The organism is Mucilaginibacter sp. P4_D1 (assembly GCF_056401935.1).
The window spans coordinates 53,993-77,393 of sequence record NZ_JBFUIJ010000038.1 but is presented as its reverse complement, the minus strand read 5'-3'; the positions used below and the strand labels follow the sequence as shown (position 1 = coordinate 77,393).

General features: G+C 36.7%; 20 protein-coding genes. All 20 read right to left on the bottom strand.

Annotated elements, in window-relative coordinates; all coding sequences use genetic code 11:
- Nucleotides 1-5: 5 nt before the first annotated feature.
- The 20 genes from AC1DV1_RS24265 to AC1DV1_RS24170 all read right to left on the bottom strand — a co-directional run bounded on the left by AC1DV1_RS24265 (nucleotide 6) and on the right by AC1DV1_RS24170 (nucleotide 23,057).
- Nucleotides 6-611 (bottom strand): D-sedoheptulose-7-phosphate isomerase, encoded by a 606-nt coding sequence (locus tag AC1DV1_RS24265; RefSeq protein ID WP_477364777.1) that lies wholly within the window; start codon nucleotides 609-611, stop codon nucleotides 6-8.
- A 32-nt stretch (nucleotides 612-643) separates the two neighbouring features.
- On the bottom strand, nucleotides 644-1,636 hold the full coding sequence (locus tag AC1DV1_RS24260) for a Gfo/Idh/MocA family protein (RefSeq protein ID WP_477364773.1): 993 nt from the start codon (nucleotides 1,634-1,636) through the stop codon (nucleotides 644-646).
- A gap of 8 nt (nucleotides 1,637-1,644) precedes the next feature.
- On the bottom strand, nucleotides 1,645-2,562 hold the full coding sequence (locus AC1DV1_RS24255) for a phosphoglycerate dehydrogenase (RefSeq protein ID WP_477364770.1): 918 nt from the start codon (nucleotides 2,560-2,562) through the stop codon (nucleotides 1,645-1,647).
- Nucleotides 2,563-2,614: 52 nt separating this feature from the next.
- Entirely contained in the window at nucleotides 2,615-3,334 is a 720-nt protein-coding gene (locus tag AC1DV1_RS24250) for an acylneuraminate cytidylyltransferase family protein (RefSeq protein WP_477364767.1), read from the bottom strand.
- Between the two features lie 20 nt (nucleotides 3,335-3,354).
- A complete protein-coding gene (locus AC1DV1_RS24245) occupies nucleotides 3,355-4,350 on the bottom strand; it encodes a hypothetical protein (protein ID WP_477364764.1) in 996 nt (331 codons plus the stop codon).
- Between the two features lie 3 nt (nucleotides 4,351-4,353).
- Nucleotides 4,354-5,586 carry an MBOAT family O-acyltransferase gene (locus AC1DV1_RS24240; protein ID WP_477364761.1) on the bottom strand — a complete coding sequence of 411 codons (1,233 nt, stop codon included), beginning with the start codon at nucleotides 5,584-5,586 and terminating at the stop codon, nucleotides 4,354-4,356.
- A gap of 270 nt (nucleotides 5,587-5,856) precedes the next feature.
- Complete coding sequence (locus tag AC1DV1_RS24235) at nucleotides 5,857-6,735, bottom strand: glycosyltransferase family 2 protein (protein WP_477364758.1); 879 nt, start codon at nucleotides 6,733-6,735, stop codon at nucleotides 5,857-5,859.
- A gap of 19 nt (nucleotides 6,736-6,754) precedes the next feature.
- Nucleotides 6,755-7,843: a hypothetical protein gene (locus AC1DV1_RS24230; protein ID WP_477364755.1), complete on the bottom strand. Its 1,089-nt coding sequence runs from the start codon at nucleotides 7,841-7,843 to the stop codon at nucleotides 6,755-6,757.
- Between the two features lie 145 nt (nucleotides 7,844-7,988).
- Nucleotides 7,989-8,855: a glycosyltransferase family 2 protein gene (locus tag AC1DV1_RS24225; protein ID WP_477364752.1), complete on the bottom strand. Its 867-nt coding sequence runs from the start codon at nucleotides 8,853-8,855 to the stop codon at nucleotides 7,989-7,991.
- Nucleotides 8,837-10,189 (bottom strand): lipopolysaccharide biosynthesis protein, encoded by a 1,353-nt coding sequence (locus tag AC1DV1_RS24220; RefSeq protein ID WP_477364749.1) that lies wholly within the window; start codon nucleotides 10,187-10,189, stop codon nucleotides 8,837-8,839. Before AC1DV1_RS24220 ends, AC1DV1_RS24225 begins: the two co-directional genes overlap by 19 nt.
- Nucleotides 10,176-11,201, bottom strand: coding sequence for an NAD-dependent epimerase/dehydratase family protein (locus tag AC1DV1_RS24215; RefSeq protein WP_477364745.1), 1,026 nt, complete (start codon nucleotides 11,199-11,201; stop codon nucleotides 10,176-10,178). Before AC1DV1_RS24215 ends, AC1DV1_RS24220 begins: the two co-directional genes overlap by 14 nt.
- A gap of 23 nt (nucleotides 11,202-11,224) precedes the next feature.
- Nucleotides 11,225-12,067: an NAD-dependent epimerase/dehydratase family protein gene (locus AC1DV1_RS24210; RefSeq protein ID WP_477364742.1), complete on the bottom strand. Its 843-nt coding sequence runs from the start codon at nucleotides 12,065-12,067 to the stop codon at nucleotides 11,225-11,227.
- 26 nt (nucleotides 12,068-12,093) lie between these two features.
- Nucleotides 12,094-13,395: a lipopolysaccharide biosynthesis protein RfbH gene (rfbH, locus tag AC1DV1_RS24205; RefSeq protein ID WP_477364739.1), complete on the bottom strand. Its 1,302-nt coding sequence runs from the start codon at nucleotides 13,393-13,395 to the stop codon at nucleotides 12,094-12,096.
- A gap of 78 nt (nucleotides 13,396-13,473) precedes the next feature.
- Nucleotides 13,474-14,565, bottom strand: a complete 1,092-nt coding sequence (gene rfbG, locus AC1DV1_RS24200) for a CDP-glucose 4,6-dehydratase (RefSeq protein WP_477364736.1) — start codon at nucleotides 14,563-14,565, stop codon at nucleotides 13,474-13,476.
- A gap of 1 nt (nucleotide 14,566) precedes the next feature.
- Nucleotides 14,567-15,337, bottom strand: coding sequence for a glucose-1-phosphate cytidylyltransferase (gene rfbF, locus AC1DV1_RS24195; RefSeq protein WP_477364733.1), 771 nt, complete (start codon nucleotides 15,335-15,337; stop codon nucleotides 14,567-14,569).
- 117 nt (nucleotides 15,338-15,454) lie between these two features.
- Nucleotides 15,455-16,498, bottom strand: coding sequence for a ferredoxin--NADP reductase (locus tag AC1DV1_RS24190; RefSeq protein ID WP_477364730.1), 1,044 nt, complete (start codon nucleotides 16,496-16,498; stop codon nucleotides 15,455-15,457).
- A gap of 121 nt (nucleotides 16,499-16,619) precedes the next feature.
- Complete coding sequence (locus AC1DV1_RS24185) at nucleotides 16,620-18,989, bottom strand: GumC family protein (RefSeq protein ID WP_477364727.1); 2,370 nt, start codon at nucleotides 18,987-18,989, stop codon at nucleotides 16,620-16,622.
- Nucleotides 18,990-19,015: 26 nt separating this feature from the next.
- On the bottom strand, nucleotides 19,016-19,834 hold the full coding sequence (locus tag AC1DV1_RS24180; protein WP_477364724.1) for a polysaccharide biosynthesis/export family protein: 819 nt from the start codon (nucleotides 19,832-19,834) through the stop codon (nucleotides 19,016-19,018).
- Between the two features lie 162 nt (nucleotides 19,835-19,996).
- Entirely contained in the window at nucleotides 19,997-20,311 is a 315-nt protein-coding gene (locus AC1DV1_RS24175) for a DUF3467 domain-containing protein (RefSeq protein WP_439699180.1), read from the bottom strand.
- 670 nt (nucleotides 20,312-20,981) lie between these two features.
- Nucleotides 20,982-23,057 (bottom strand): right-handed parallel beta-helix repeat-containing protein, encoded by a 2,076-nt coding sequence (locus tag AC1DV1_RS24170; RefSeq protein ID WP_477364721.1) that lies wholly within the window; start codon nucleotides 23,055-23,057, stop codon nucleotides 20,982-20,984.
- Nucleotides 23,058-23,401 lie beyond the last annotated feature (344 nt).

Below are 23,401 nucleotides of genomic sequence, written 5' to 3'. Positions count from 1 at the left end.
ATTGATTATTTAGCGGTAAGTGCTAAAAATTCCTCATCGGTTGAAAGGTAGTTAACGATGACGTGATTTAAAATCATGTGAACATCCTCAATTGGGCCATAATCTCCTTTAGGGTTTGGCGTATATAACGATATCGACGAAATATCATTCAATTTTCCACCTAAAAAGCCTACAAACGCAATGGAGGTACCCCCCAATTCGTTGGCATACTCCGCTGCCTTAACCAGGTTAGGTGAATTTCCACTTGCTGATATTGCAATTAAAACATCACCAGAAACAAACTGGCCGCGCATTTGCTCAACAAAAACGTCATCAAAGTTATTGTCGTTACCGATGGCGGTAATCATAGGTACGTTATCAGTTAAAGCGATAATCTTCGGACGAAATTTAGAGAAATAACGAACGAAAAACCTAAAATCAGCTTGCATGTGCGATGCCGTAGCCGCGCTGCCGCCATTACCAACAACATAAATAGTATTGCCGTTTTTAAAGGCAGTAATCATGGCTGTAATTACCTGCTCAAGTTTCGCAACCTCAATCTTATTTAAGATATCTGTCAAACGGGTGATATAGTCGCCCAGATAGCTTTTAACTTTTTCTTGTCTTTCCATTGTAATAGATTTTTATTTTTTATAAGTTATGATTAAAACTCTTTTTGTTCGTATACTTTATCTATGATGCGCATCAGTTTGTATGCATCATCTGAATTACCGATGGTTACTGCTTTATCGTCGATAATTGAATCAAAAAAGTGATTCATTTCATAACGCCAGCTATTATTATCAACGTATTTGGTTATAACTTCATCTTTCCATGTAGCCGCAGGTGCTGTAGATCTGTTTTTAGCAATAGACAGCGTTTCTTCACCGTACGACATTGAAGACGTAATAAGACCATTTAGCACCATGTATCCTTTTTCAAGAAAAATTTCGAGGGAAAACAGATGGCGCCACTGAGACATTGTTGAATGTAGCGATGCCACCTTGCCAGTAGCCGATTCTTTGAGAATAACAAAAGCATTATCCTCAACATCCATATGCCAATATAAATTTGAAACTTCTGCTTTGACCACGTCAAAATCACCCGAAAGGTGCAGGAATAAATCAAGCATGTGAATACCCTGATCCATCAAAATACCACCGCCGGCTAATTCCTTTTTAGCTCTCCACTGGTTAAAATAATCATTTGTAACACTTTTACCGTAACGACCACGTAGCCATAAAACTTTTCCATATTCGCCGCTATCAATAAGCTTTTTAATATGCATTACGCTATCATGATGGCGATGATTAAATCCGTACATCAGTTTTTTACCACTTTCAGTTTCGGCCTGCTTTATTTCAAGTATATCGGCCCCGGTGAAAGCAGGAGGTTTTTCGCAGAAAACATGTTTACCAGCGTTTAATGCCCTTATAGTTAAATCTTTATTTAAAAAATTAGGCGTACAAACAATTATTATATCAATATCCGCATGATTAATAATCTGCTCATGGCTGATATTAGGAATCCCATTCACTTCCGGCTCTGCATTGGGTTCGGATATCGCTATCACTGTACCCTTTTTAATTTCATCTATGGCCTGGTGGCGAATTTTGCCCATTACACCATAGCCTATTATGCCAACTTTATAATCCATCAATAGTATTATTTTAGTGTGTTAATTAAATTTTTTACTGCGTCAATTTCCATCAGCAACTTCCCTTCTTCTGCATATGAACCTAAATGAGGAGTAAGCACCACATTATCAAGATCGCATAAGGGCCCTGCGTACGGCTCCGTCGAGAAAACATCAATTGCCGCACCAGCTAATTTATTAGCCGCAAGGGAATTGTATAATGCCTCTTCATCAACTATACCTCCACGCGATATATTTATTAAAAATGATCCAGGTTTCATCACCGACAATTCATTGACACCTATAACTGCCGAGCCGTCCTCGTTCCCAGGAACATGAATAGTCAGAATATCTGCTTTAGCCAATAGCGTTTCCATATCTGTAATTTCAACGCCATTATTTAACGCCCACTCCTTGTCAGCATAAGGATCATAACCAATCACCGGATTTCCAATCCCTCTGAATAATTGAGAAACAAGTTTACCAATACGCCCCAAACCAACAACACCAACAACCTTGTTAAGTACAAGATTACCTACTTGTTTTTTCCAAACTTTATTTTTAAGATCATAGTGAGCTTGAGGAATCTTCCTTAACAGGGCAAGTGTCATGGCCAACGTCAGTTCAGCTACAGCCCTGGTTGGGCCATCCGGAGTATTTGTTACAGTTATGCCCTTTTTAGCGGCATAGCTTAAATCCACACTATCCATACCAATACCAACCCGGCTAATACATTTTAGTTTTGGCAGTGCATCCATAACCCTTGCGGTGAGTGGTTCAACGCCGGCTACTATACCAATACAATCTGCAGCTAACTCTATAACCTCGTCTTCTGTTAGTTTTCTGCCGTAAGGATTATTAATTACTTCGTAACCGTTTTGGACAAGCAGATCTACAGGTTCATTTCCAACTTGGCCAAAAGACGAGGGCGAGGTTAATATTTTCATAGTATAAATTATTATTTTCTGTTACAATTATTACGCGTAAAATGTGGCACCTTTACTCTTTTGCCCAGTACTTTGGTGCGATATCCTGGGTTGACTGATGTTTTCTGGCGATCAAGAGCGCTTCTGCAAGTCTAAAATCCTTCTCCTCGCTTACCTTTACTGCCACTAATGGATCAAGGGGCCAAAAAAGCCTGTTTATACCAAAATATCCACTGCGGTTATTTTCGTACAATTTTCTAAAAACATTGGCATTCCATATAGTTACCGCCCAATTACATATTGTAATTACCTGATTATTTTGCGATGGGGCAAGCGGTCCGTCAACTACAATATTTATTGGTTCATTATTAACAAATGACTGCATTTGTGTTTGTGTACACCCAATAAGTGTATCCGCATCTGATGCTGCATATGCCTCAAGTGCACCCTGGATATCAACCTGCCTGATAAGAGGGCAAACAGGATTAATGAGCACCAGGGTATCCGGATTTTTGGCATTAATAAAATCATAGGTAAAATCCTCGCCCGTTGCATCGTCTCCACCCAATAACGCCGGTCGCCGATATACTTTGCAATTCAAACTTTCAGCGATTGCCGCAATTGAATCATCATCGGTGTTTACATACACCTCATCTAATAGGTTACTATTCAAACCGCTTTCAATGCTATAAGCAATCATCGGTTTGCCATCCATATACCTAAGATTTTTTGATTGTACTCTTTTGCTTCCCCCTCTTGCGGGTATATGAGCTATTACTTTACCTAATTTCATATAATGAGATAATAATATATTTAACGAGCGACTCTTAAATCAGGATAATCACTCATTTTAATTGTTGCTTTATTGCGTAATATTTTATTAAAAAGTTTTGTAAATGACTCGCCGCCCCGTTCATTCAAATGATCTGCGTTATAAAACCATTTTATATCATTGGCAATTGGCTGATAAGTTGAGAAATTATAATACTCGGCGCCTGTTTCTTTACAAATTTGCTGCATAAATTTTTCTGTTTCTTTTATATCCCCCTGCGGATAAAGTCGCGTATACTCCTTATAATAAGGTGGGGTAAAAAACACGCACGCTATATTTTTAGATTTTAAAAATGAAGCTATTTGTTTAAGATAGTTCACATACTCATCTCTGATGTGCGGATTATATTCCAGTGCAATAGTCTTATCTTTACTGTGATCATATGCTTGTATCGAAGCCGACTCTAAAATGTGAATAGAATCTAACGCTGTTTTCTTTTGGTCACTCTCTGTAAATTCTTTATTCCCCTGAACGAGGTTCTTAAATTCCTCGAAGCCATAGTCGGCGTGCATAAACGCAAACATTTTTCCAAAAAACATATTGTTATAATCTTTCGGCGAAACCAACTTATAAGAGGGAATGGATGCGTATATCGCCTTACGTGCATCATTTAAATTGCCGTTCGACAACGCCTCGTTATCAAAATACAAAGAAGAATAAGAAATACAAATCAATACTTCTTTTAAATTGGTGAGCTTAGGCAAAAAATAATTCAAACTGTAGTTAATTGAAGCTATATCTTCTCCTCCTAAAGATAAATTTTGCCCCTTATAATCCCAATGATCGTAATGTAACGCAAAACCGTGCGACCTTCCAAAGGTTAATGATTGGAGGGTATCTTTTTCGGCCATAATATCAGTCACCCATTTACGTTGGACAACTATGGCTTTTGATGGGAATACAATATTCAGTACCTGGCATATGCCAAATATTACTAATAAGTAAATAACAGTTTTTATTAATATTTTATTTCCCATGAATTAAAATTGAAAATATATAAACTCATTGATCCCAAATTTACCAAACCATAGTACAACAAAGGTTATAACTATATAGAAACTCCATCTTACCACTGTCGGCCGGCTCAATATAAATTTTGGCAGGCCATCCTTGCGGAAGATGAAATTAACTGTTATAAATAACAGAATAAAGAATACCGCTAAGAAGAAATCATAAAACTTTAAGCCTATCAATCCCTCGGAACCTCCTTGTGTAAATAATGCTATCGAATCGTGTTTAATGTCCTTAAACGCAACTATTTTTCCAAATATTTTTATGGCATCACCTATGTTATTGGCCCTAAAAAACGTCCACGCTATTACAACAACTACGTAAGTAACAAACCACCTGCAGATATTAGCGAACGTAATACCACTTGTAATATTTCTTATTTTATCTCCATATATAAACCGTTCTATTACCAGCATCGCCCCATGTATAGCGCCCCACACTAAAAAGGTATAATTTGCACCATGCCATAAACCACTCACCACAAACACCAGCATAGTATTGAATATCCATTTTGATTTTGACACTTTATTACCTCCAAGTGGTATATATAGATAATCTCTGAACCATGTTGATAACGATATGTGCCATCTTCGCCAAAATTCCGTAATAGTTTTCGAAAAGTAGGGTTGCTTAAAGTTTACAATCAGATCGATACCAAATAGCTTTGATACACCTAAAGCAATATCAGAATAACCGGAAAAGTCACAATATATTTGGTATGTAAAAAAGACAGTGGCAATAATCAATGACAATGTAGATGCGTTATCAACGTGATTATACACATGGTTTACCGCGATTGCCAAACGATCTGCTATAACCATCTTTTTAAATAATCCCCAAAAAATCAGCACAAATCCCTTTCTGAAATTACTATAATCATAGTTTTTCAATTCCTGCAATTGAGGCAACAGGTTTTCCGAACGTGCGATAGGGCCCGCTACCAATTGAGGAAAAAACGAGACGAACAACAAGAACCTAAAGATGTTGCGTTCCGCCTTTATCCGGCCGTTATAAACATCAATAACATAGCTAATGGAGTGGAAAGTATAAAACGAAATACCCACCGGAAGCAACAAATGCAATACATTTAGTTGATAATTTCCGTGAAACGCAGACGCCAAATCCTCGAAGGCTTTAATAACAAAATTAAAATACTTAAAAACAAATAAAATACCAAAGTTGACCGTTAAGCTTAAGGCCATAAACAATTTGCGATAATTTGCATATTTGGTATTTGTTATTAGCCGGGCTACAACAAAACAAGAGGCAGAGGTAAAAAATATTAAACCCAGGTACATCCAATCCCAACATGCGTAAAAAAAGTAGCTGGCTGCAAGTAAAAAATACAACCTCCCTTTTTGATTAAGAAGTGGATAAATAATTAATACCAGTAATAAGAAAAAAATAAATTCAATAGAATTAAAAAGCATACAAATTAATTTTTAAACATACTATCAAAAATGTTCTAAATTTTACCACAATCTTAATCTTGAAACAAAACCGCCAAGGTGAATAAACATACGGCACACAAAAAAGAAATGATGCTGCACCGGGTTATTCTTTGATAGTATCTTTCCATAATAATAACGATACTTCCAATAAGCCGAACTTCTGAAATCAAAGAACTTGTCTTTAATATCATTAAGTGAATATTTCTCTTTAATATCGATTGAAGCTGTAGTACCTGTATATTCCATAACTATGGCCCTAGATGTAACCAATAACTTATAGCCCGCATTTTTTGCCCTTAGCGGTAATTCAGTGTCGCCGCGGTGTTTGAAATGTTCATAATCAAAAAGTCCGGTTGCTTTAAATACTTCCACAGGTATATATATTCCTCGGCCAATTAAATCAAATGATTCAATTAGTAATTCTTCCTTAAACGAGGAAAGCTTTGCTCCACGATGATAATATTTTGAATAAGCAAACCATGGGTGAGTCGTTTTTCCGGCATATGTTATCGTATCACCATCAGCAACGTCAACCGTTGCAGAACCAATCAKCGCTTTTGGGTTTTCTTTGGCTACCGTTACTAAATTTGCAATCCAATCACTTTTAAAACTCACATCGTCATTTTGCAAAATTATCGCCTCAATTGCAGGGTAGTTTTTTAATACATAATCAATTCCCAAATTTACTGATCCTGTCCACCACAGATTGCCATCACCCTTTAAACAAATCACTTCCGGAAAATCGTTACTCAATATTTCTCCGGTACCGTCAGACGATCCATCATCAACTATTATAGTTAGTTCGGGTTTAACGGTTTGAGTTCTTAACAATTTCAAACACTCAATTAATAAATGCTTCCTGTTGAAGGTAGGTATAACAATAGCTATTGGTAATTTCATGATCAAATATTATATAGTGTTAAAAAGATAAAGAGTTATTAGCCCCTTTAACATCACCTTCAAACGATGGCTCTTCAATTTCTGAAGGTTTGGTGGTTCCCTTTTTTGTTAATTCCAACTTATCGCGAACCATATAGATACCACAAAATATCAATATAGTATTGTAATAATCGCTTATCCAGGGCCTTTGATACCAGCAGAGCAACAACCCCAGGATAGCTAAAATTGAATTAAAAGGATTGAGTACCTTACGTATCAGCTTGTAATAAATAACAACAAGTAACAGTACTCCACCTATCCCGTATTCATATATGTATACTTTATATGAAGCAATAGCCGCCTTACGCTCTTCAAGTGCAAATTCGCTCCCCATACCATTTCCTATAGCTAATTGGGGTGTTTGCACGTATTTATCATAATGGGCATTAAACACTTCCTGGGTTCGCTGTTCACCTATTAAATCCTGTGCATTGGTTATTCTTGAATAAATTAGCGTATTAAAAAGCTCCGTGTTACTAAGCGCTATAACAACAATTAAAACCGTAAAGCACACCGTTCCTACAACCCCAGCTTCGTCAAAAATAAACCTGAACCTCGGTATGGCATCCACATCCTGAACCGCTTCCACAAAAAAACCAAAATTTCTGTATTCCTGCACAAGTACCAGGTTTCTACTTGGGATGATAAAAAATGGCAACTTTATAACATAATGAATCAGGTACAATATAATTCCAGGTACCAATAAAGTACTAAATAACTTTACAAACTTTTCGAAAACTTCTTTTTTAACATCATCGTCCTCATGTTGCAAAAAAGTAACAAACGCTATAGAAGTTATTAAGGCTGCTTTAAATGATATAATTTCATATGTACGTGGAATAAGCATATATATGATAAGCAAAAAGGGCAAAACAGAGTACTTCCGCCTTTTTAAGGTGGTAAAACATACTATGAACATGTAGAATAAACCAATAACCGGGAACAAGTTATTAAGATCCCACACTATCCAGGGCTGCACGGATAAAAAGCACAAGGATACCAACAAGAAAACCCTTAATGATCTCAACTTGTTTACCCCCCCTACATGCGAACTTTTAATCGTACTCATTAATAACCGTAATTAATAACCATTCTTAGTTTTTTGTTAACCTTTCGAACCCAATTGCTGCTGCTGTTCGTTACTTTTATATTCTGTTTTTAAGAAGCCTGCGTTCATGAAGCTTAGCGACGATTTCATTAACTACAGGTAAAAGTTATCGTATCAAAAAATAAACTTCCTTTATTTTTTCTACATTGAATTTATGCCTTTTTATAAGGTAGTATATATACCTTGTACCCAAAACTGCTTTATAAAACCAAGTAAAAGTTCGATATGAATTTAAAAAAAAGGCTGTTGCATACAAATATGGCATTATCAGGTCTTCATTCCTGGTAATTGAGTCATCTCCACCCGAAAAATGACAGTTTGTATTATGTACATATCCTACATTTTTATAGCGCGCTGCTGTTAGCAAAAATAGCAGTACGTCATTGCCGCCGCCAGTACGGGGATAATTTATACCTAAAGGATTTGGTATATGATATAGCAATGACTTCTGGATATCAGTTTTCCTGAATATAGCACAACCTGGCGATACAGGGACGTTGCCTTTACTACGTATATACCTGTAAATAAAATGCTTTGATGGAAAAACTTTATTTTCACCAAAATTATCGTATTTGGGAACTACCTCACCAAATTGATGAAGCATTGTCTTTGAAAAAACCAAGCCAACGTCGGCATTATTTTCAAGATACCCTATTGTTTTATCAATATAATCATCATCAAACCAATCATCAGAGAATAGAATCTTCACGTATTCCCCTGTTGATTGCTTGATACATTCCATCCAATTTCCCACCGGGCCAAGGTTTTCGGCATTTCGGAATATTTTTACGCGAGGATCTTTTCCGGCATATTCGCCCAGCACTTTCCAGGTATTGTCAGTACTACAATTATCAATGACAATTACTTCAATATTTTTATACGTTTGGCTAAGCGAACAATCAATCGCCTTGCCAACCAGGGTCTCCCTATTATATACAGGAATCAATATACTAACTAAGCTACCGCTACCCATTTGTTAATTATTTTAAAAGATTTGATAGATCCTGCAACGCCAAATATAGAAAGTGAAATCGCCATAGAAAGCACCACCCCTTCGGGACCAAAATGTAAATACCTAACTAAAAATATTGACAATGGGATATGAATTATCGAAGCTATAATCGAGGTTATTACCTGTATTCTGATTAGGCCTGTTCCGTTCAGAAAATATGAATAAGTATTGTTCCATACTTGTATCATAGCATAAAACGAGAAGATGATTAGCATTCTGTTACTTATTACCACTCTTTTATTTGTCCACAAAGCAATGACTGCAGGTGCTGCCAAAAACATAATTAATATCACAAACGCAACAAATATCATTAGGTAGTTAAGTTTTCTTATAGTGCGTTGTATCCACTTATAATCTTTGGTTGCCATAGCATGAGTAAATGCCGACCACATTGGTGTTACAACAATGCCCCAAACCATTATGATGACACTAAAATATTTATAGGCTATATTATAAGGTGTAACCGATGCTGGTGAAAACAGTTGTGCTATAATGATATTGCTGGTTTGAAAAATGATGATCACAGCAATTTGTACCATGAAAAATTTTAAACCTAAGCCCAAAAGGCTTTTTGAGTAACTAAAATCAACGTATTTAAGTCCAGGGCGTAAAAACCTATACTTTTTGCTAAACAGGATGATGCTTGCTATCAGAAATACTAAAGCTGGTATTGACATGATAGCAATACCAAAGTTCAACAATGAAGTTTTGCCTAATACAGCCAAAAAAAGAATAGCTACCAATCCCAAAACACTCCCGGAAACCTCCAATAAACTACTAAAGGCAGGGCGTTGGCTGGCCAGCAAAATCACATCAATTACCTGTAATACAAACTTTAAACAAAAAAGAAATATTACAATAACCGCCAATTTAGATAGCTCACTCTGAAAAGATGTTTGAGTATTTAAAATTGAGGGCCAGTAAAGCCAATGATTTATAATAAAAAATAAAAAAGCAATGCTTGCACTAATAATTACCAACAATGCGTAAGTAGTACTTACCAGCTTCCGAGCCACAAGCTTTTCATCATTGGCTAAGGCAGTTGCAAGATTGTTCCTCAAGCCGTTTCCTAAACCAACGTCAAATAACGAAAACCAGGCAACTATCGATGTTAAGGTAATCCATATTCCGTACCGTGTTGTGTCCAGATATTTGATGGTAGCAGGAACGTATAATAAGGATGCGCCAATATTTAATCCTTTCAAAAAAAATGAAATGACAATATTCTTCTTAACATTAATAGATCTGTCTGACCCTTTTGTTAAAAAATTAGTTATTGGTTTAAATATTCGCACTTTTCAGCCAGTTAATAGTTTCTAAGACACCTGTTCTTTTGTCAACAAGCGCTTTCCATTTTGCAAGTCGTGTAATTTTAGTATTATCGGCAATGAAAACTTTTTGATCACTTTCTCTCCATGGCAATTGTTTGTAAATCATTTTAATATCAAGCAATTCTTCAAGCAGGTCAAATAGTTCAAGCAACGATAAACTATTTTCCACACCACCGCCTATGTTAAATGCCTGCCCTTTGGTTTTTTCTATATTTTCAAATGCGGCAAAATATAAACGAACTACATCATCAGCATGTAAAACATCACGTACTTGTTTACCAGTTCCACTTATGGTAAACGGTTCTTTAAGTTTGCCGCTCTTTATTTCCAGCGCATTTTTTATGAACCAACTTACCCAACCCTGGTCATTTGAGGGATGTTGGTTGCCACCGTACATCGAAGAATGTCTAAACACTACCGTTTGCAAGCCAAAAATCCTGTTATAATCGATCAGGTATTGATCAGCAGCGCCTTTTGAGCAACCATAAGGTGAATGGAACGAAAGTGGGGACTGCTCATCAAAGCCGTTTGGAAACTCCTTACATTGGTAGCGGGTTTCGGTTTCCTCAAACGTCAAATCAGCAAAATCTCCGTATACTTTATTTGATGAAGAATATAAAACAGCAGTATTTGGCGAATATTTTCTTACCGACTCCAAAACGTTATGTGACCCCATAACATTTACCTCAAAGTCCATGCGCGGGTTTTGGATAGAGGTAGTCATAGCTACCTGCCCCGCCAGGTGAAAAATAACATCTGGTTTTATATCTTTAATTACTGTTTCAACATCATTTAAGTTTCTGATATCTCTATGATAAAACTCAAATGCGCCGCGTTCTTGTAGCCATGCAAGATTTTGGGTACTTCCCAAACGGTAAAGACTATCAAAAACAAAAAGTTCCTCGCCTCGTTTTAATACTTCAGCGGCTAAATTACTACCTATAAAACCGCAGCCTCCCGTTATTAAGTATTTCATATGTACCCTTTAAATTATGTATATTAAATTGTCTTTTTTAATCCTTCTGTAAGCGTTGTTTTGGCCTGCCAACCAAGCGCCACAAGGCCCGAGTTATCAGTGGTTGATATCATAAGTTCATTTTCACGATAAGGAACTGCACCAAAATTCAATAATGTCGAGCTGTTTGTGAGCTTTTTAAGCTCATTAAGCAGTTCTTTAATAGCTACAACTTTACCCGAGCCTACCTGAAAATTATTGTAAGCATTAGCTAAACTATCAATCTTATTTACCATCAGTTCGTAGGCATCAACCGTATCATCAAAGTAGATAAAATCTCTTTTTTGCTCACCTTTAGTTAAATCGATATGACTTTCGTTGTTCTTAAGCCTTCCGATCATCATCGTAATAAAATTAGTATTGTCGCAGCCTGGTCCATAAAAGTGCTCAAGCTGTAAATTAATTACTTTGATCTGATTGCTCCTGAAATAGAGCCAATCGGCAAACTGACATTTCGTTAGCGAATATAAATTGACAAAACGATCTAAAACTGTATCAGAATTAATAAAGGCTTTAACTCCATTTTTAATTGCCATATCTAACAACCTCAACGGAAATTGAAAATTTGTTTGGGATATTTCGTCTACAGTTTGATTGTTACGGCCATACGACGTAGCCGTGTGAATGACAACATCAACCTTGTGCTTTTCAAACAGTTCCTTGATGCCGGCCTCGTCAGATTTATATATCTCAAAGTTATTACCCTTGATTCTGTGCAGGTTTTCAGGATTGCGTACAAGGCCCAGAATAGTATGATTTATTGAGAGCCTCTTAGCCACGTTACTACCCAGAAAACCATTAATACCTGTGATCAAAATTGTATACATAGCAATATCTATTGAGGCCCGATCAGTTATTTTAAATAATCAGTTATAGTATCAAGCATATAATCATAGTGACTTTCATTTAAACCGGGCCATACGCCTAACCAAAATGATTGATTCATAATGATATCTGTATTTTTCAGATCCCCGATTGTCCGATGCTGAACGTTTGCGTAGGCAGGCTGACGTAATAAATTACCGGCAAACAATAAACGCGTTCCTATCTTCTTCTCTTCTAAATGCTGTACCAGCATGTGCCTGTCGGCGGCGTCACCCTCCCTCAGCGTCAATAAAAACCCAAACCACGATGGATCGCTATTTGGTGTTGCCTCTGGTAAAATAAACACATCTTCTAACTGCTTCATGCGCTCATAAAGTGCTTTATAGTTTTCGCGCCTGCGTTGTACAAAATGATCAACTTTTTTAAGTTGCGATACCCCAAATGCCGCCTGCATATCTGTAACTTTTAAATTAAATCCGATATGCGAGTAGGTGTATTTGTGATCGTAACCATAAGGCAGGCTACCCAACTGCTGGCCAAAACGGCATCCGCATGTATTGTCTTTTCCTGGCTCACAATAACAATCGCGTCCCCAATCGCGGAAGCTTTCAGCCAACTTAATCAATTCGGGGTTGTTAACAATCACTGCTCCTCCTTCGCCCATAGTGATATGGTGGGCTGGATAAAACGAGAATGTTGAGATATCGCCATAGGTGCCTGTTTTTTTACCCCTATAGGTAGCGCCAAGCGAATCGCAATCATCTTCAACCACCCACAGTTTATATTTCTTAGCAACTCTCATCACCTCATCTAAATCAAAAGGGTTACCTAATGAATGAGCAATCATAATCGCTTTTGTTTTTGGAGAAACAGCAGCTTCAATCTGATCTGACAGCACATTGTGCGTAGCGATATCTACATCTACAAACACTGGTATAGCGCCAAACTGAACCATTGGGTTTACTGTTGTAGGAAAACCAGCAGCGACAGTTATCACCTCATCGCCCGGTTTAATTGCCCGATCTCCAAGTTTTGGAGATGTAAGCGCATAAAATGCAACGAGATTTGCTGACGAACCCGAGTTAACCAGTAATGCCTTAGGGGCGTTGAAATAGGCCGCAAAGTCCCTTTCAAACTCGTTCGCAAAACGCCCTGTTGTTAACCATCCATCAAGTGCAGCTTCAACACCTAATAAAATATCATCTTCATCAAGAACTTTACCTGTTACCGGAATATAATTTTCACCAGCAATAATAGTTTTTGTGGTTTGAGTTTTTGCGATTGCCCTCAGGCTCTTTTCCAGATCGGGCGCGTTAATGTGTTTTAGCATGCTATTACTAATGACTTGTTTTTCAAATATTAATATACTATTCAAGATGCAGCAGTGTATACCGCTTTACCTATACGTTTAGCTATGATCAGCAGCTTCAATAAAATCGGTAATCTGCTTTTCGGTAAAAGCGATAATATCCGCTGAAGCGTTATAGTAGTACTTGTACCATTCAATGCTTTTTCCAATAGCATCAATGGCTTCATATTGCGGCTTCCACTTTAATTGATTTACCGCTTTGCTGATATCCAATTTTAAAAGCCCTGCTTCGTGCGGTTGCTTATCTGCATTTAGCAACTCGAATTCACCAGTACCCCATGAAGCAATAGCTAACTCTACCATTTTATGAACAGGCAAAGCGTCACTCAACCCCGGTCCAAAATTGTACGCTTCTGAGTATTCTATCGGGTCAGCTACCAGTTTACTACCAAGCAACAGGTAACCTACTATAGGTTCAAGCACGTGTTGCCAGGGTCTTACTGCGTTTGGGTTACGGATAATGACTTTCTCGTTTTTTGCAAGGGCTTTAACGATATCCGGGATCAGCCTGTCTTTGGCCCAGTCTCCGCCACCAATTACATTACCTGCGCGTGCAACTGCAATAGCTTTACCATGATCATTATATACAGCCTTGTTAAAAAAAGAATTCCGGTATGAATCAATTACCAATTCCGCACAGGCCTTGCTTGCACTATAAGGATCATACCCGCCTAAACGATCAGTTTCACGGTATGGGTGAACCCACTCCCTGTTATGATATACTTTATCCGTAGTTATCAAAACTACCTGACAAGTTTTTTCCAAAGTTCTTACTCCATCAAGTACGTTGGCTGTACCTATTACATTGACATCAAAAGTTTCAGACGGAATGCTGTAGGATAACCGCACCAGTGGTTGTGCTGCCAAATGAAAAATAAAATCTGGTTGAAAACTACTGATAGATGCAATCAGTTTTTCTCTCTCACGCAAGTCTGCTATTACAGAATCACAAATTTCATCTCCTTTGATTAAATTATACAAATCAAAATCGTTTTCAGGAGCCAACGCATAACCTTTTACGTCAGCACCCAACATAGATAGTATTTTCAACATCCAAGCGCCCTTAAAACCGGTGTGCCCTGTTAAAAAAACTTTTTTTCCTTTATATATTTTTTCTAATTCTTTAAACATATTACCAAATTTTCCATTTAGCCTTATTCTGTACCCAATCTTCCTCTAACTCCTGCTTATCCCTTAGCGTATCCATTGGCTTCCAAAAACCACTATGTTTGTAGGCAACCATCTGACCATCTGCAGCAATCTTTTCCATCGGCTCACGCTCCCATAAAGTACTGTCGCCAGCTATATATTTGAAAACATCAGGCTCACAAACAAAAAATCCACCGTTTATCCAGGCACCATCGCCTTTGGGTTTTTCCATAAAAGAGTGCACGTTATTATGATCATCAATATTAAGCGCACCAAACCGTCCAGATGGTTGTACCGAGGTTACTGTACAAAACTTTCCACCGCGTTCATGGCACTCCAAAAGTTCCTTAATATTTACATCACTAACGCCATCACCATAAGTTAACATAAATCTTTCATTGCCGATGTGTGGTGCTATCCTTTTAATACGACCACCTGTCATTGATTCATTACCTGTATCAACCAAAGTAATTTTCCATGGTTCAGCTTGCGAGTCATGAACTTTAACAGAGTTATTTGTCAAATCAATTGTTACATCTGATTTGTGCATGAAGTAATTGGCAAAATACTCCTTAATTACGTACCCTTTATAACCCAGGCAAATAATAAAGTCGTTAAAGCCATAAGAAGAATAAATCTTCATGATATGCCACAAAATGGGCATTCCTCCAATTTCGACCATTGGTTTTGGTCTTAATACCGTTTCCTCAGATAAACGAGTGCCTAAACCTCCGGCGAGTAATACTACTTTCATACGTTTTAAAATAGATGAATGATGTTAACTAAATATATATGTTCCTTAATATTTATACTTTATTTCATGTTAGCCGGCTTCTGGGCTAACCCTATAACACAAGTATCTTTTCTGGTATTAATCAACCGCTATACAAACATCATCAGTTAACGGATAAGTACAGCATAATAAGTACTCGTTAACTTTAAGGTCGGCCGGCCTCTTATCCAGGCCAATCATTTTAACCTCGCCACTAGTTACCTGGCCCTTACATACAGAGCAATTTCCCGTTTGGCAGGAATAGGATAACTCCAACGAAGAATCAAGCCCTGCTTCTAAAATACTTCGCCCTTTAACAACTTCTACTTTATGAGTTTGTTGATCCTTAAAGATCTGGATGAATCGGGTATTGATATCCTCAAAATCTTTAGGGTTCTTAACTAACTCAAAATCTTCTGTAAAAATCTGTGATTCGTCGGCACCCAAATCTTTCAACGACGCTTTAACGGATTCCTTTAAACCAACTGGCCCGCATATGTAATGAATTGAATTTTCAATATCACCAGTTGCTTTCATCACTGACAGTACTTTTGACGGATTTATTCTGCCTTGCACCAGGTAAGGATTTTGGTCACTAACGGAAAGCTGCGTATGAAAATGCCATATCGAAAGCTTGTTTGGGTAAGCATCATGCAAGCGCCTAATAGCGTCTAAAAATATAACAGTTTCATAATTTCTGTTACCGTAAACCAAAGTAATTCCGGGTGCATCCTCCAATGACAATGCATATTTAATAATTGACATAAGCGGCGTTATGCCACTTCCGGCACCCCAAAGCACTATATTCTTTACATTAGGAAACAATATCCGGTCGTAAACAAAATCGCCAAGAGGGGGCATAACCTCTATAATATCATCAATTTTTATAGTGTCATGGATGTGGTTTGATACTATCCCACCAGGTACTCTCTTTATGGTCACTTCCAACAAAGCATCAACAACAGGAGCTGATGAAAATGAATATGGCCTAATATATCTCCGCCCGTTAATCCTGAAAATGAGTGTCAAATATTGCCCTGGCAAATACTTAATTTTTTTTAAACCAGGCTGCTTAAAACAAAGCGTAACGGTATCACCAGTTTCCTGCCTGATCTCCATAACTCTCAATGTGTAAGTAAGCATATTAAGTCCCGTTTTAATTATTAATTATTGTATTTTCAATATCACACAAAGTGATAAGCTTATCCCGTTATATTCTATATATAACTTAAGGATGGCTGCGAATATTTAATTACTCCGCTTATTATTTCTTAAATAAATTTTTAAACCACGCTGTTTTTGATTTCTGAACATCAACCGAATATCCGTACCCATAACCGTAACCGTATCCATACCCATAACCGTATCCGCCTCCGTAGTAGCCAGCCTTCTTTGATTTAATATCATTGATAACCAAATATGGCCTTCTTATTTTACCAGTTACCTTGAGATCGTTTATAATTCCAATTTGTGATTTAAAGGTGTAGTTTTGTCGCACAACATACAGTACCACATCTGCAAATTTCTCTATCAATAATGCATCAGACACCAAACCAACCGGTGGAGTATCGATAATTATAAAATCAAACTGTTTTTTTAATGTTGCAATCAATACGTCCAACTTTTGGTTTAATATCAACTCAGAAGGGTTAGGAGGAATTGGACCCGACGATATAATAAAGCAATTTTCATGAAAAAAAGTAGGCCTGATAATGCTCTCCGGCGAGTTGCTTTCAGAAACAATGTAGTTAGTAAAACCATTGGAATTATCCATCCCGATATTTGCCGAAAGCTTTGGTTTTCGCAAATCTAATTCGATAAACACAACTTTCTTTCCGGTTATGGCTAAAGCAGTACCTAAATTTAATGATATAAAAGATTTTCCTTCACCACTCATACTTGAAGTAAGAACCAATACCTGTGATTCACCACTTTTTAACAAATATTGAAGGTTGGTACGCAAGCCTCTAAACTGTTCAGAAATTATAGACCGTGAATTGGAATCTACAACCAGATTGTTTTGATCTACATTGTTTCCAATTTCACCAACGATTGGAATGTCGGTTTCACGTTCAACATTTTGTTTTGTTATGATCCTAATATTCAAGCTATCCTTGATAAACAGATATGCTGCAGGTAACAAAAGCCCTAATAATGCTCCAACCGTAAATATAAATCCCTTATTTGGTTTATAAGGCTTAATTGCACTCTTAGCCCTATCTATTATTCTTGTAGTTGAAAAGGTAGAGGTCTTCGAAATCGCTGTTTCCTCTCTTTTCTGCATCAGGTATAGGTACAACTCCTGTTTTAAGTTTTGCTGACGCGAATAATCTAAAAATATACGTTCAGTAGCAGGAGCACCTTTTATTTTACTATTGAAATCATTATTACGAACATTTAATTGGCTCCGTGTTACTTGTAAGCCTTTTTTATAGGCAGCAAAGCTTTTAAGCAAATTTCCGCGTATCCCTTCAATCTGACTATCAATATTAACTATGATGGGGTTGCTTTCCTTAAAAGAAATAGTCTGCTTGCTGCGCTCCAGTAGTAACTCATTGTATTTTTCGATGGCACCGGCAAACAGCGGATCGGGCACGGTTAAAGTGCTCGGAATTATTGTCCTGTTGCCAGGATTTTGAATGTATTTTTCTAGATCTTGTATAATAGTTAGCTGAATATCTGCATCGGTTAACTTACTGTTCAAATCTTTGGCACTTTGCACCAATGCCTTTGATTGCTCATCAACATCAGCCAAGCTATTTTCCTTTTTAAAGTCTTCTAATTTTTTTTCAACGCCTGAAAGATCTCTGCCAACTCCTACCAAACGATTATCAATAAAAACCAGTGTACTATCCAGTATGCGAATTTTATTGTTCAGATTATCCAGCATATATTGATCAATAAGGTGCTGCATAATTGCTTCGCCCTTTTTTGAATTGGGATAATTAAAGGTTAAATTAATAGTTGTACTTTGTTTATCTGACAGGGTCGCGTCAAATTTCTCGCCAAGTTCTTCCACCTTAGTTTCGGGTGCCTGAACTAATATAACATACTGTGAGCCGGGTATTAAAGGCTTCAAATTGTTTTTAAATACAATATTGTATTGATCGAGTTTTATAAGGGTACCAAATGTGCCATTTACATCAACATTTGCTTTACTGTTTTTTAATCTAAAATGATGCGCATCTAATACATCGAGGACATATCTTGCATCTTCAATGGTATCAGTTGAGTTATCTAATACAATATCAAAGGGAGTTTCATCGAACAATTCAACAGATTTTATCGTTCCCTTTTTAAAGACAGTAACGTTCAACTGTAGTTGATGAACAACTGCTGTCATTAAAGATCTTGATTTTAGTATTTCAAGCTCATTTTGAGCATTACTCGGCAAATCAAAAATACTTGAGAAATCAACAATCGAATTTAAGGCAGATGAAGTTGGGTTCTTCTTATCATCATCAACCAATAATTTACCGTCAATTATATAGTCTGGTGTTGAGTAACGTATAAATAAAAAGGCAAGCCCTAAGCAAAGGATGACTCCCAAAACAAAAAGATACCAATTTGATAAAACACTACCTATTATTTCTTTAAAATCAAAGCTTTCCTCTTCCTTATTAGACTTTCCCATTTGTGTGTTATGGTTGCTCATTTAATCTATTTTAACCTGGTTAATAAAACAATCAATACTGATAATGCCGAACTGATTATAGTAATATTGCGCGTTTGGGCAATATCATTTGCGGCCACTTTTGATTTGGAAGGCTCTACATAAATAATATCATTTTGCTTCAGATAAAAATAGGGCGATTTCATAATATTGGAATTATTCAAGTTAAAACGATATGCCAGCTTATGACCATCAGCTTCTTCTCTGATCAATAGCACGTTTTCCCTTTTACCATAAATGGTGATATCACCAGCCATGGATAAAGCATCAAATAAACTTACTTTTTCATTTGGAACAACGTAGGTGGAAGGACGCCCTACTTCGCCCGTTACACTAATTTTAAAGTTTGCAAACCGTACGCTTACGGTAGGATCATTAAAAAAGGTAGCAGCTTTAGCCTGAATTACATCTTTCGCTTCACTTGTTGTTAAACCGGCCAACTTTAATTTGCCCAAAACCGGTAATTCAACATTTCCATTTTTATCAATTAAATAGCCAGCAATAATTTGCTGAGGGGTGACAGCTGGATTTACATTAAGTGAACCATTAGCTGACCCGGGAATATTTCCCATATTAATTACCTGACTAGCAAGAGGATCAACTGTAACAACCGTAATTGTCAAAATATCATCCGGTTGTATCTTGGGCGCCACGAATGAAGTAGCCGGAATCTCTGTTACCTTAGCTGTGTCTGGAATATCTTGAAAATATTTAATGTTTTTTGAAGAAGAACAAGAAGTAATTAAAAGAAACAAAAAATATAGCGGAATACAGGGGTAAAGTTTTTTCAGGTAGGGTTTTTTCATAAAAATGTAATTATTTGAGCTTAGTTAAGCTTTAAATAACGGCTGCAATATAGCCACTATTTTTTTAAAAATAAAACTGTTTATTGACTTTTTTTCAATGTTAAAGCAAAAATATAATTTTTTCGCTAATCAAAGCACCTTTTTAATATTAATAATTTAAAATTAGGCCTGTCCCATGGTCCCGCCAAAATTCATTGTAAAGCCAGAATGATCCTGCTGAATTTTGATTCTACCATTTGCTGCCTCGTATCTTTCAATATTATTTTCAAGTGCCGACAAAAGCCGTTTAGCGTGTTCAGGCGTTAAAATTATCCTTGTTTTTACCTTCGCTTTGGGGACACCCGGCATAACACGAATGAAATCAAGTACGAATTCAGCGCTTGAATGAGAAATAATGGCCAGGTTTGAATATATGCCTTCTGCAATTTCTTCTGAAAGCTCGATATTCAATTGATCCTCGTTTTGTTCATTGTTCATAAAATGTAAGGTAATAGCTGTCTAGTAATTTGATTATCGATTAACACTTTAATTTTTTAATTAAAGCAGGTCATTCATTTAGAAATGACTAAACAAAAGAAAGCATATAAAGTTTTAAAAAAGAAAATATATTGGCAAAACAGTAAGATTTTTGCCAAAAAATGCCGGGAGGGCAAAAACGAAATGKCATACTCTACCTAACCTGGCGAGAATAAGATGAGTTCAAGTGAAGCAAATATTAAAAAAAGCGCCATAATGCGGTTTGGTTAATAAATAGCTGACAATAAATTTGTTAACAACTATCAAAGCCAGTTGCAAAGTATTTATAGCGCTATCTTACAACAACGCTGTATAAATAGCGCTATAAACTCTTTGCAGATGGCTACCTGGAAAACGGTTGGCCGTGTGTAATGATCGGGATGGAACAATCCCTATATACATTTCCTTTATGTTTGAGGGGTTATTTTTCCGGTCTGCGGCTGGTAGATACGTAGCTTCAGGTCACTCTCCCCGAAAACACAGGTGACATGACACGAGCAAGGCAACTCCTCCTTTGTTCATAACTTAAAAACCTTGCTAAATCTTTTGAAACAGCTGCTTGTCACGGTTTATCTCACTGATTCCCATCATGTGATAAATAGAAAGAAAGACCTATTGCTCTGCTGGAAATCTATTTTTTTCTTAAGATCACCGAGCAAAATGGTTTCAAGGTAATAGCATTAGTATACTTGATGTTATTTGTGTCGAAGTAAGTTCCATTTAGAACAATTACCTTGGTAAGTTTTGTGTCGTTATATTTTAAAATAAATGAGTCATCTGAGGTTTGGTCATCTGTATCATTACTATGACTAAGTTTCCACTGAGTTATATTTAACGTTTTGGGCAATTTGTTCTGTGCCGCCAAATTAATACCCTTACCCAACTTTGAGTGTATATACTTATTGTTGTTAAATGAACCCATCTTTTCAATTTCAACATTATCGATGGCCCTAAAATCGCCAATAACCTGCGATGTGTCATTTGAAGCCAATATATTGTTTGATATTAGGTTATTTTCAACAACACTTTTAACAAAATTGCTGCTATGAGCCATGAACAATTGCACATGATTATTATAAATAACATTATTTGAAACATCTATTTTTTTGGCGTTATGTATAAATAAGCCGCTGCCATTGTTATTAAACAGTGTATTATCTTTGATCTGTATATTTGAAGCATTATCATCAATATAGATACCGTTAGCGGTCCATGGCATTGTACTTTGAGATTGATATCTTCCATGATCAGTTCCATTCCTGGCTTCCATGCCATATGAAATTATATTTCCCAAAATCTTCCTGCCTGTATATTCAGGATTATTTGGCCCGGTCCATATATATATGCCTCCACCGTCGTCTTTATTAATGGCGAAATGGTCGATAATATTGTTTTTTATGGTTATTGAATCCCCATTAAAATTAACAGGCAGGTAACCTGTATTGCTTATTCTATTATAAGCTATCAGATTATTGCTGCCAAATTTTATAATTGCGCTTGTATTATTGGCATTGCAGATGTTTATTGCATTGTAGGTACTTTCGCCGCTTTTTCCCATTCCTGGAATTAATCCGGTATTTATAATAGTGTTGTTAGTAATAGACGTATGTGAACATGTTGGGCATGTGAAAGCATTATTTAATGTTTCGGCAATTTTTCCGCTGTCTATAATGAAGCCGTCTACATTTGCTGCGGTGATGGCATTACCTCCTGAATAAAGAATATTGCATCCCTTTAAAATTATGCCACTTGCACGGTTGACTACCACCGCACTTTCATTAGCTCCCTCAATTACAATATTTTCAATAGTGATATTTTTCGAATCATTAAGCGTAACCAAGGTGTCAATAGTACTGGCCTTTACAACAAGGCCATTAGGTCCGGCAGATCCAAAGTACATGAGCATTTTTTTTGTAGATGGATTAAAATACCATTCTCCCATCATATCAAGGGTAGAGGGATGATTTTGAATAAAATAGCCAAATTTGTCTGTTGCATCATAATGCGAACCCGATTTATAACTTATAGTATTGCCACTGTGATTTGTTATTGGGCTACGATCAATAATCCAATGATTTTTTCGTATTACAACTTCGCCACCTGTAAAATTTGCCGGAGCATTAAGATTTTTATCCGTAATGCTTGTATTTCCTACGTGTGAATCAATGGTAAGATACCCGCTATTGTTAGCATTGGCATTGGGATATCTTCCTATTGGTTGTACCTTATTGTTAAGCGTAACCATATTAATCCCCACTTTACATGACGAACAATCAGCTTCCCAAACCCCTCCCCCCTTTGCTATCCAACCTTTTAATTCTATCAAGCCAGAAATAAGCGGCATAGCACCATTACCGTATGAGCTAATCAAAATTGGACTTTCAGCTGAACCCGAAAAAGAAGGGGTTAAGCGCTCATGCCACGTTCCTCCTCTTTTTAACAAAATCCGGTCTCCGGGTTTCAAAGCAAAAGAATTAACCTTCGCTATAGTTTTCCATGCTGCACCTGGCGACGAACCATTGTTTGAGTCGTTACCGGCCGGATCTATATAATAAGTATTCCCGCTACCACCCAATTCATAACTAATCTTGTTCAAGTTTAATTCAAAACCAGAGCAGATTATAAAAATCATTAAAATCAAATAGTAAATTAAACCCTGGCCTATTCTGTTATTTACAACTTTGTTAAACACGTTTGAATTTTTCATAATAATATTTGTTTGATGCTGCATACACTTCGCCATCTTCCTAAATTGAAATAAGCTATTGATCTGAACGGATAATAATTAATAAGCAGGTATCAAACAATTTACTATTCAGACACGTCAACAGTCCTTAAACAAGAAACAGCTTAAATAGTTTATTATTGCGTTGATATAAATCTTAATTTATCACTATTAAATTGGGCGAAGAATTAATGCATTGTTTTCCCATTGCACACATCTGGCTACGATATGTTCATATTATATTCCCTAAACGAACAATATCGAAAATAAAAGCAGGTTTTGGATATTCTTCGTACTTTTTATAGCCCCTCTTTAAAACATTCATT

Excerpts from the sequence above, each read along its gene's own strand:
- AC1DV1_RS24265 (WP_477364777.1), bottom strand. The coding sequence starts at position 611 with ATGGAAAGACAAGAAAAAGTTAAAAGCTATCTGGGCGACTATATCACC.
- AC1DV1_RS24260 (WP_477364773.1), bottom strand. The coding sequence starts at position 1,636 with ATGGATTATAAAGTTGGCATAATAGGCTATGGTGTAATGGGCAAAATT.
- AC1DV1_RS24255 (WP_477364770.1), bottom strand. The coding sequence starts at position 2,562 with ATGAAAATATTAACCTCGCCCTCGTCTTTTGGCCAAGTTGGAAATGAA.
- AC1DV1_RS24250 (WP_477364767.1), bottom strand. The coding sequence starts at position 3,334 with ATGAAATTAGGTAAAGTAATAGCTCATATACCCGCAAGAGGGGGAAGC.
- AC1DV1_RS24245 (WP_477364764.1), bottom strand. The coding sequence starts at position 4,350 with ATGGGAAATAAAATATTAATAAAAACTGTTATTTACTTATTAGTAATA.
- AC1DV1_RS24240 (WP_477364761.1), bottom strand. The coding sequence starts at position 5,586 with ATGGCCTTAAGCTTAACGGTCAACTTTGGTATTTTATTTGTTTTTAAG.
- AC1DV1_RS24230 (WP_477364755.1), bottom strand. The coding sequence starts at position 7,843 with ATGAGTACGATTAAAAGTTCGCATGTAGGGGGGGTAAACAAGTTGAGA.
- AC1DV1_RS24225 (WP_477364752.1), bottom strand. The coding sequence starts at position 8,855 with ATGGGTAGCGGTAGCTTAGTTAGTATATTGATTCCTGTATATAATAGG.
- AC1DV1_RS24215 (WP_477364745.1), bottom strand. The coding sequence starts at position 11,201 with ATGAAATACTTAATAACGGGAGGCTGCGGTTTTATAGGTAGTAATTTA.
- AC1DV1_RS24210 (WP_477364742.1), bottom strand. The coding sequence starts at position 12,067 with ATGTATACAATTTTGATCACAGGTATTAATGGTTTTCTGGGTAGTAAC.
- rfbH (WP_477364739.1), bottom strand. The coding sequence starts at position 13,395 with ATGCTAAAACACATTAACGCGCCCGATCTGGAAAAGAGCCTGAGGGCA.
- rfbG (WP_477364736.1), bottom strand. The coding sequence starts at position 14,565 with ATGTTTAAAGAATTAGAAAAAATATATAAAGGAAAAAAAGTTTTTTTA.
- rfbF (WP_477364733.1), bottom strand. The coding sequence starts at position 15,337 with ATGAAAGTAGTATTACTCGCCGGAGGTTTAGGCACTCGTTTATCTGAG.
- AC1DV1_RS24190 (WP_477364730.1), bottom strand. The coding sequence starts at position 16,498 with ATGCTTACTTACACATTGAGAGTTATGGAGATCAGGCAGGAAACTGGT.
- AC1DV1_RS24185 (WP_477364727.1), bottom strand. The coding sequence starts at position 18,989 with ATGGGAAAGTCTAATAAGGAAGAGGAAAGCTTTGATTTTAAAGAAATA.
- AC1DV1_RS24180 (WP_477364724.1), bottom strand. The coding sequence starts at position 19,834 with ATGAAAAAACCCTACCTGAAAAAACTTTACCCCTGTATTCCGCTATAT.
- AC1DV1_RS24175 (WP_439699180.1), bottom strand. The coding sequence starts at position 20,311 with ATGAACAATGAACAAAACGAGGATCAATTGAATATCGAGCTTTCAGAA.
- AC1DV1_RS24170 (WP_477364721.1), bottom strand. The coding sequence starts at position 23,057 with ATGAAAAATTCAAACGTGTTTAACAAAGTTGTAAATAACAGAATAGGC.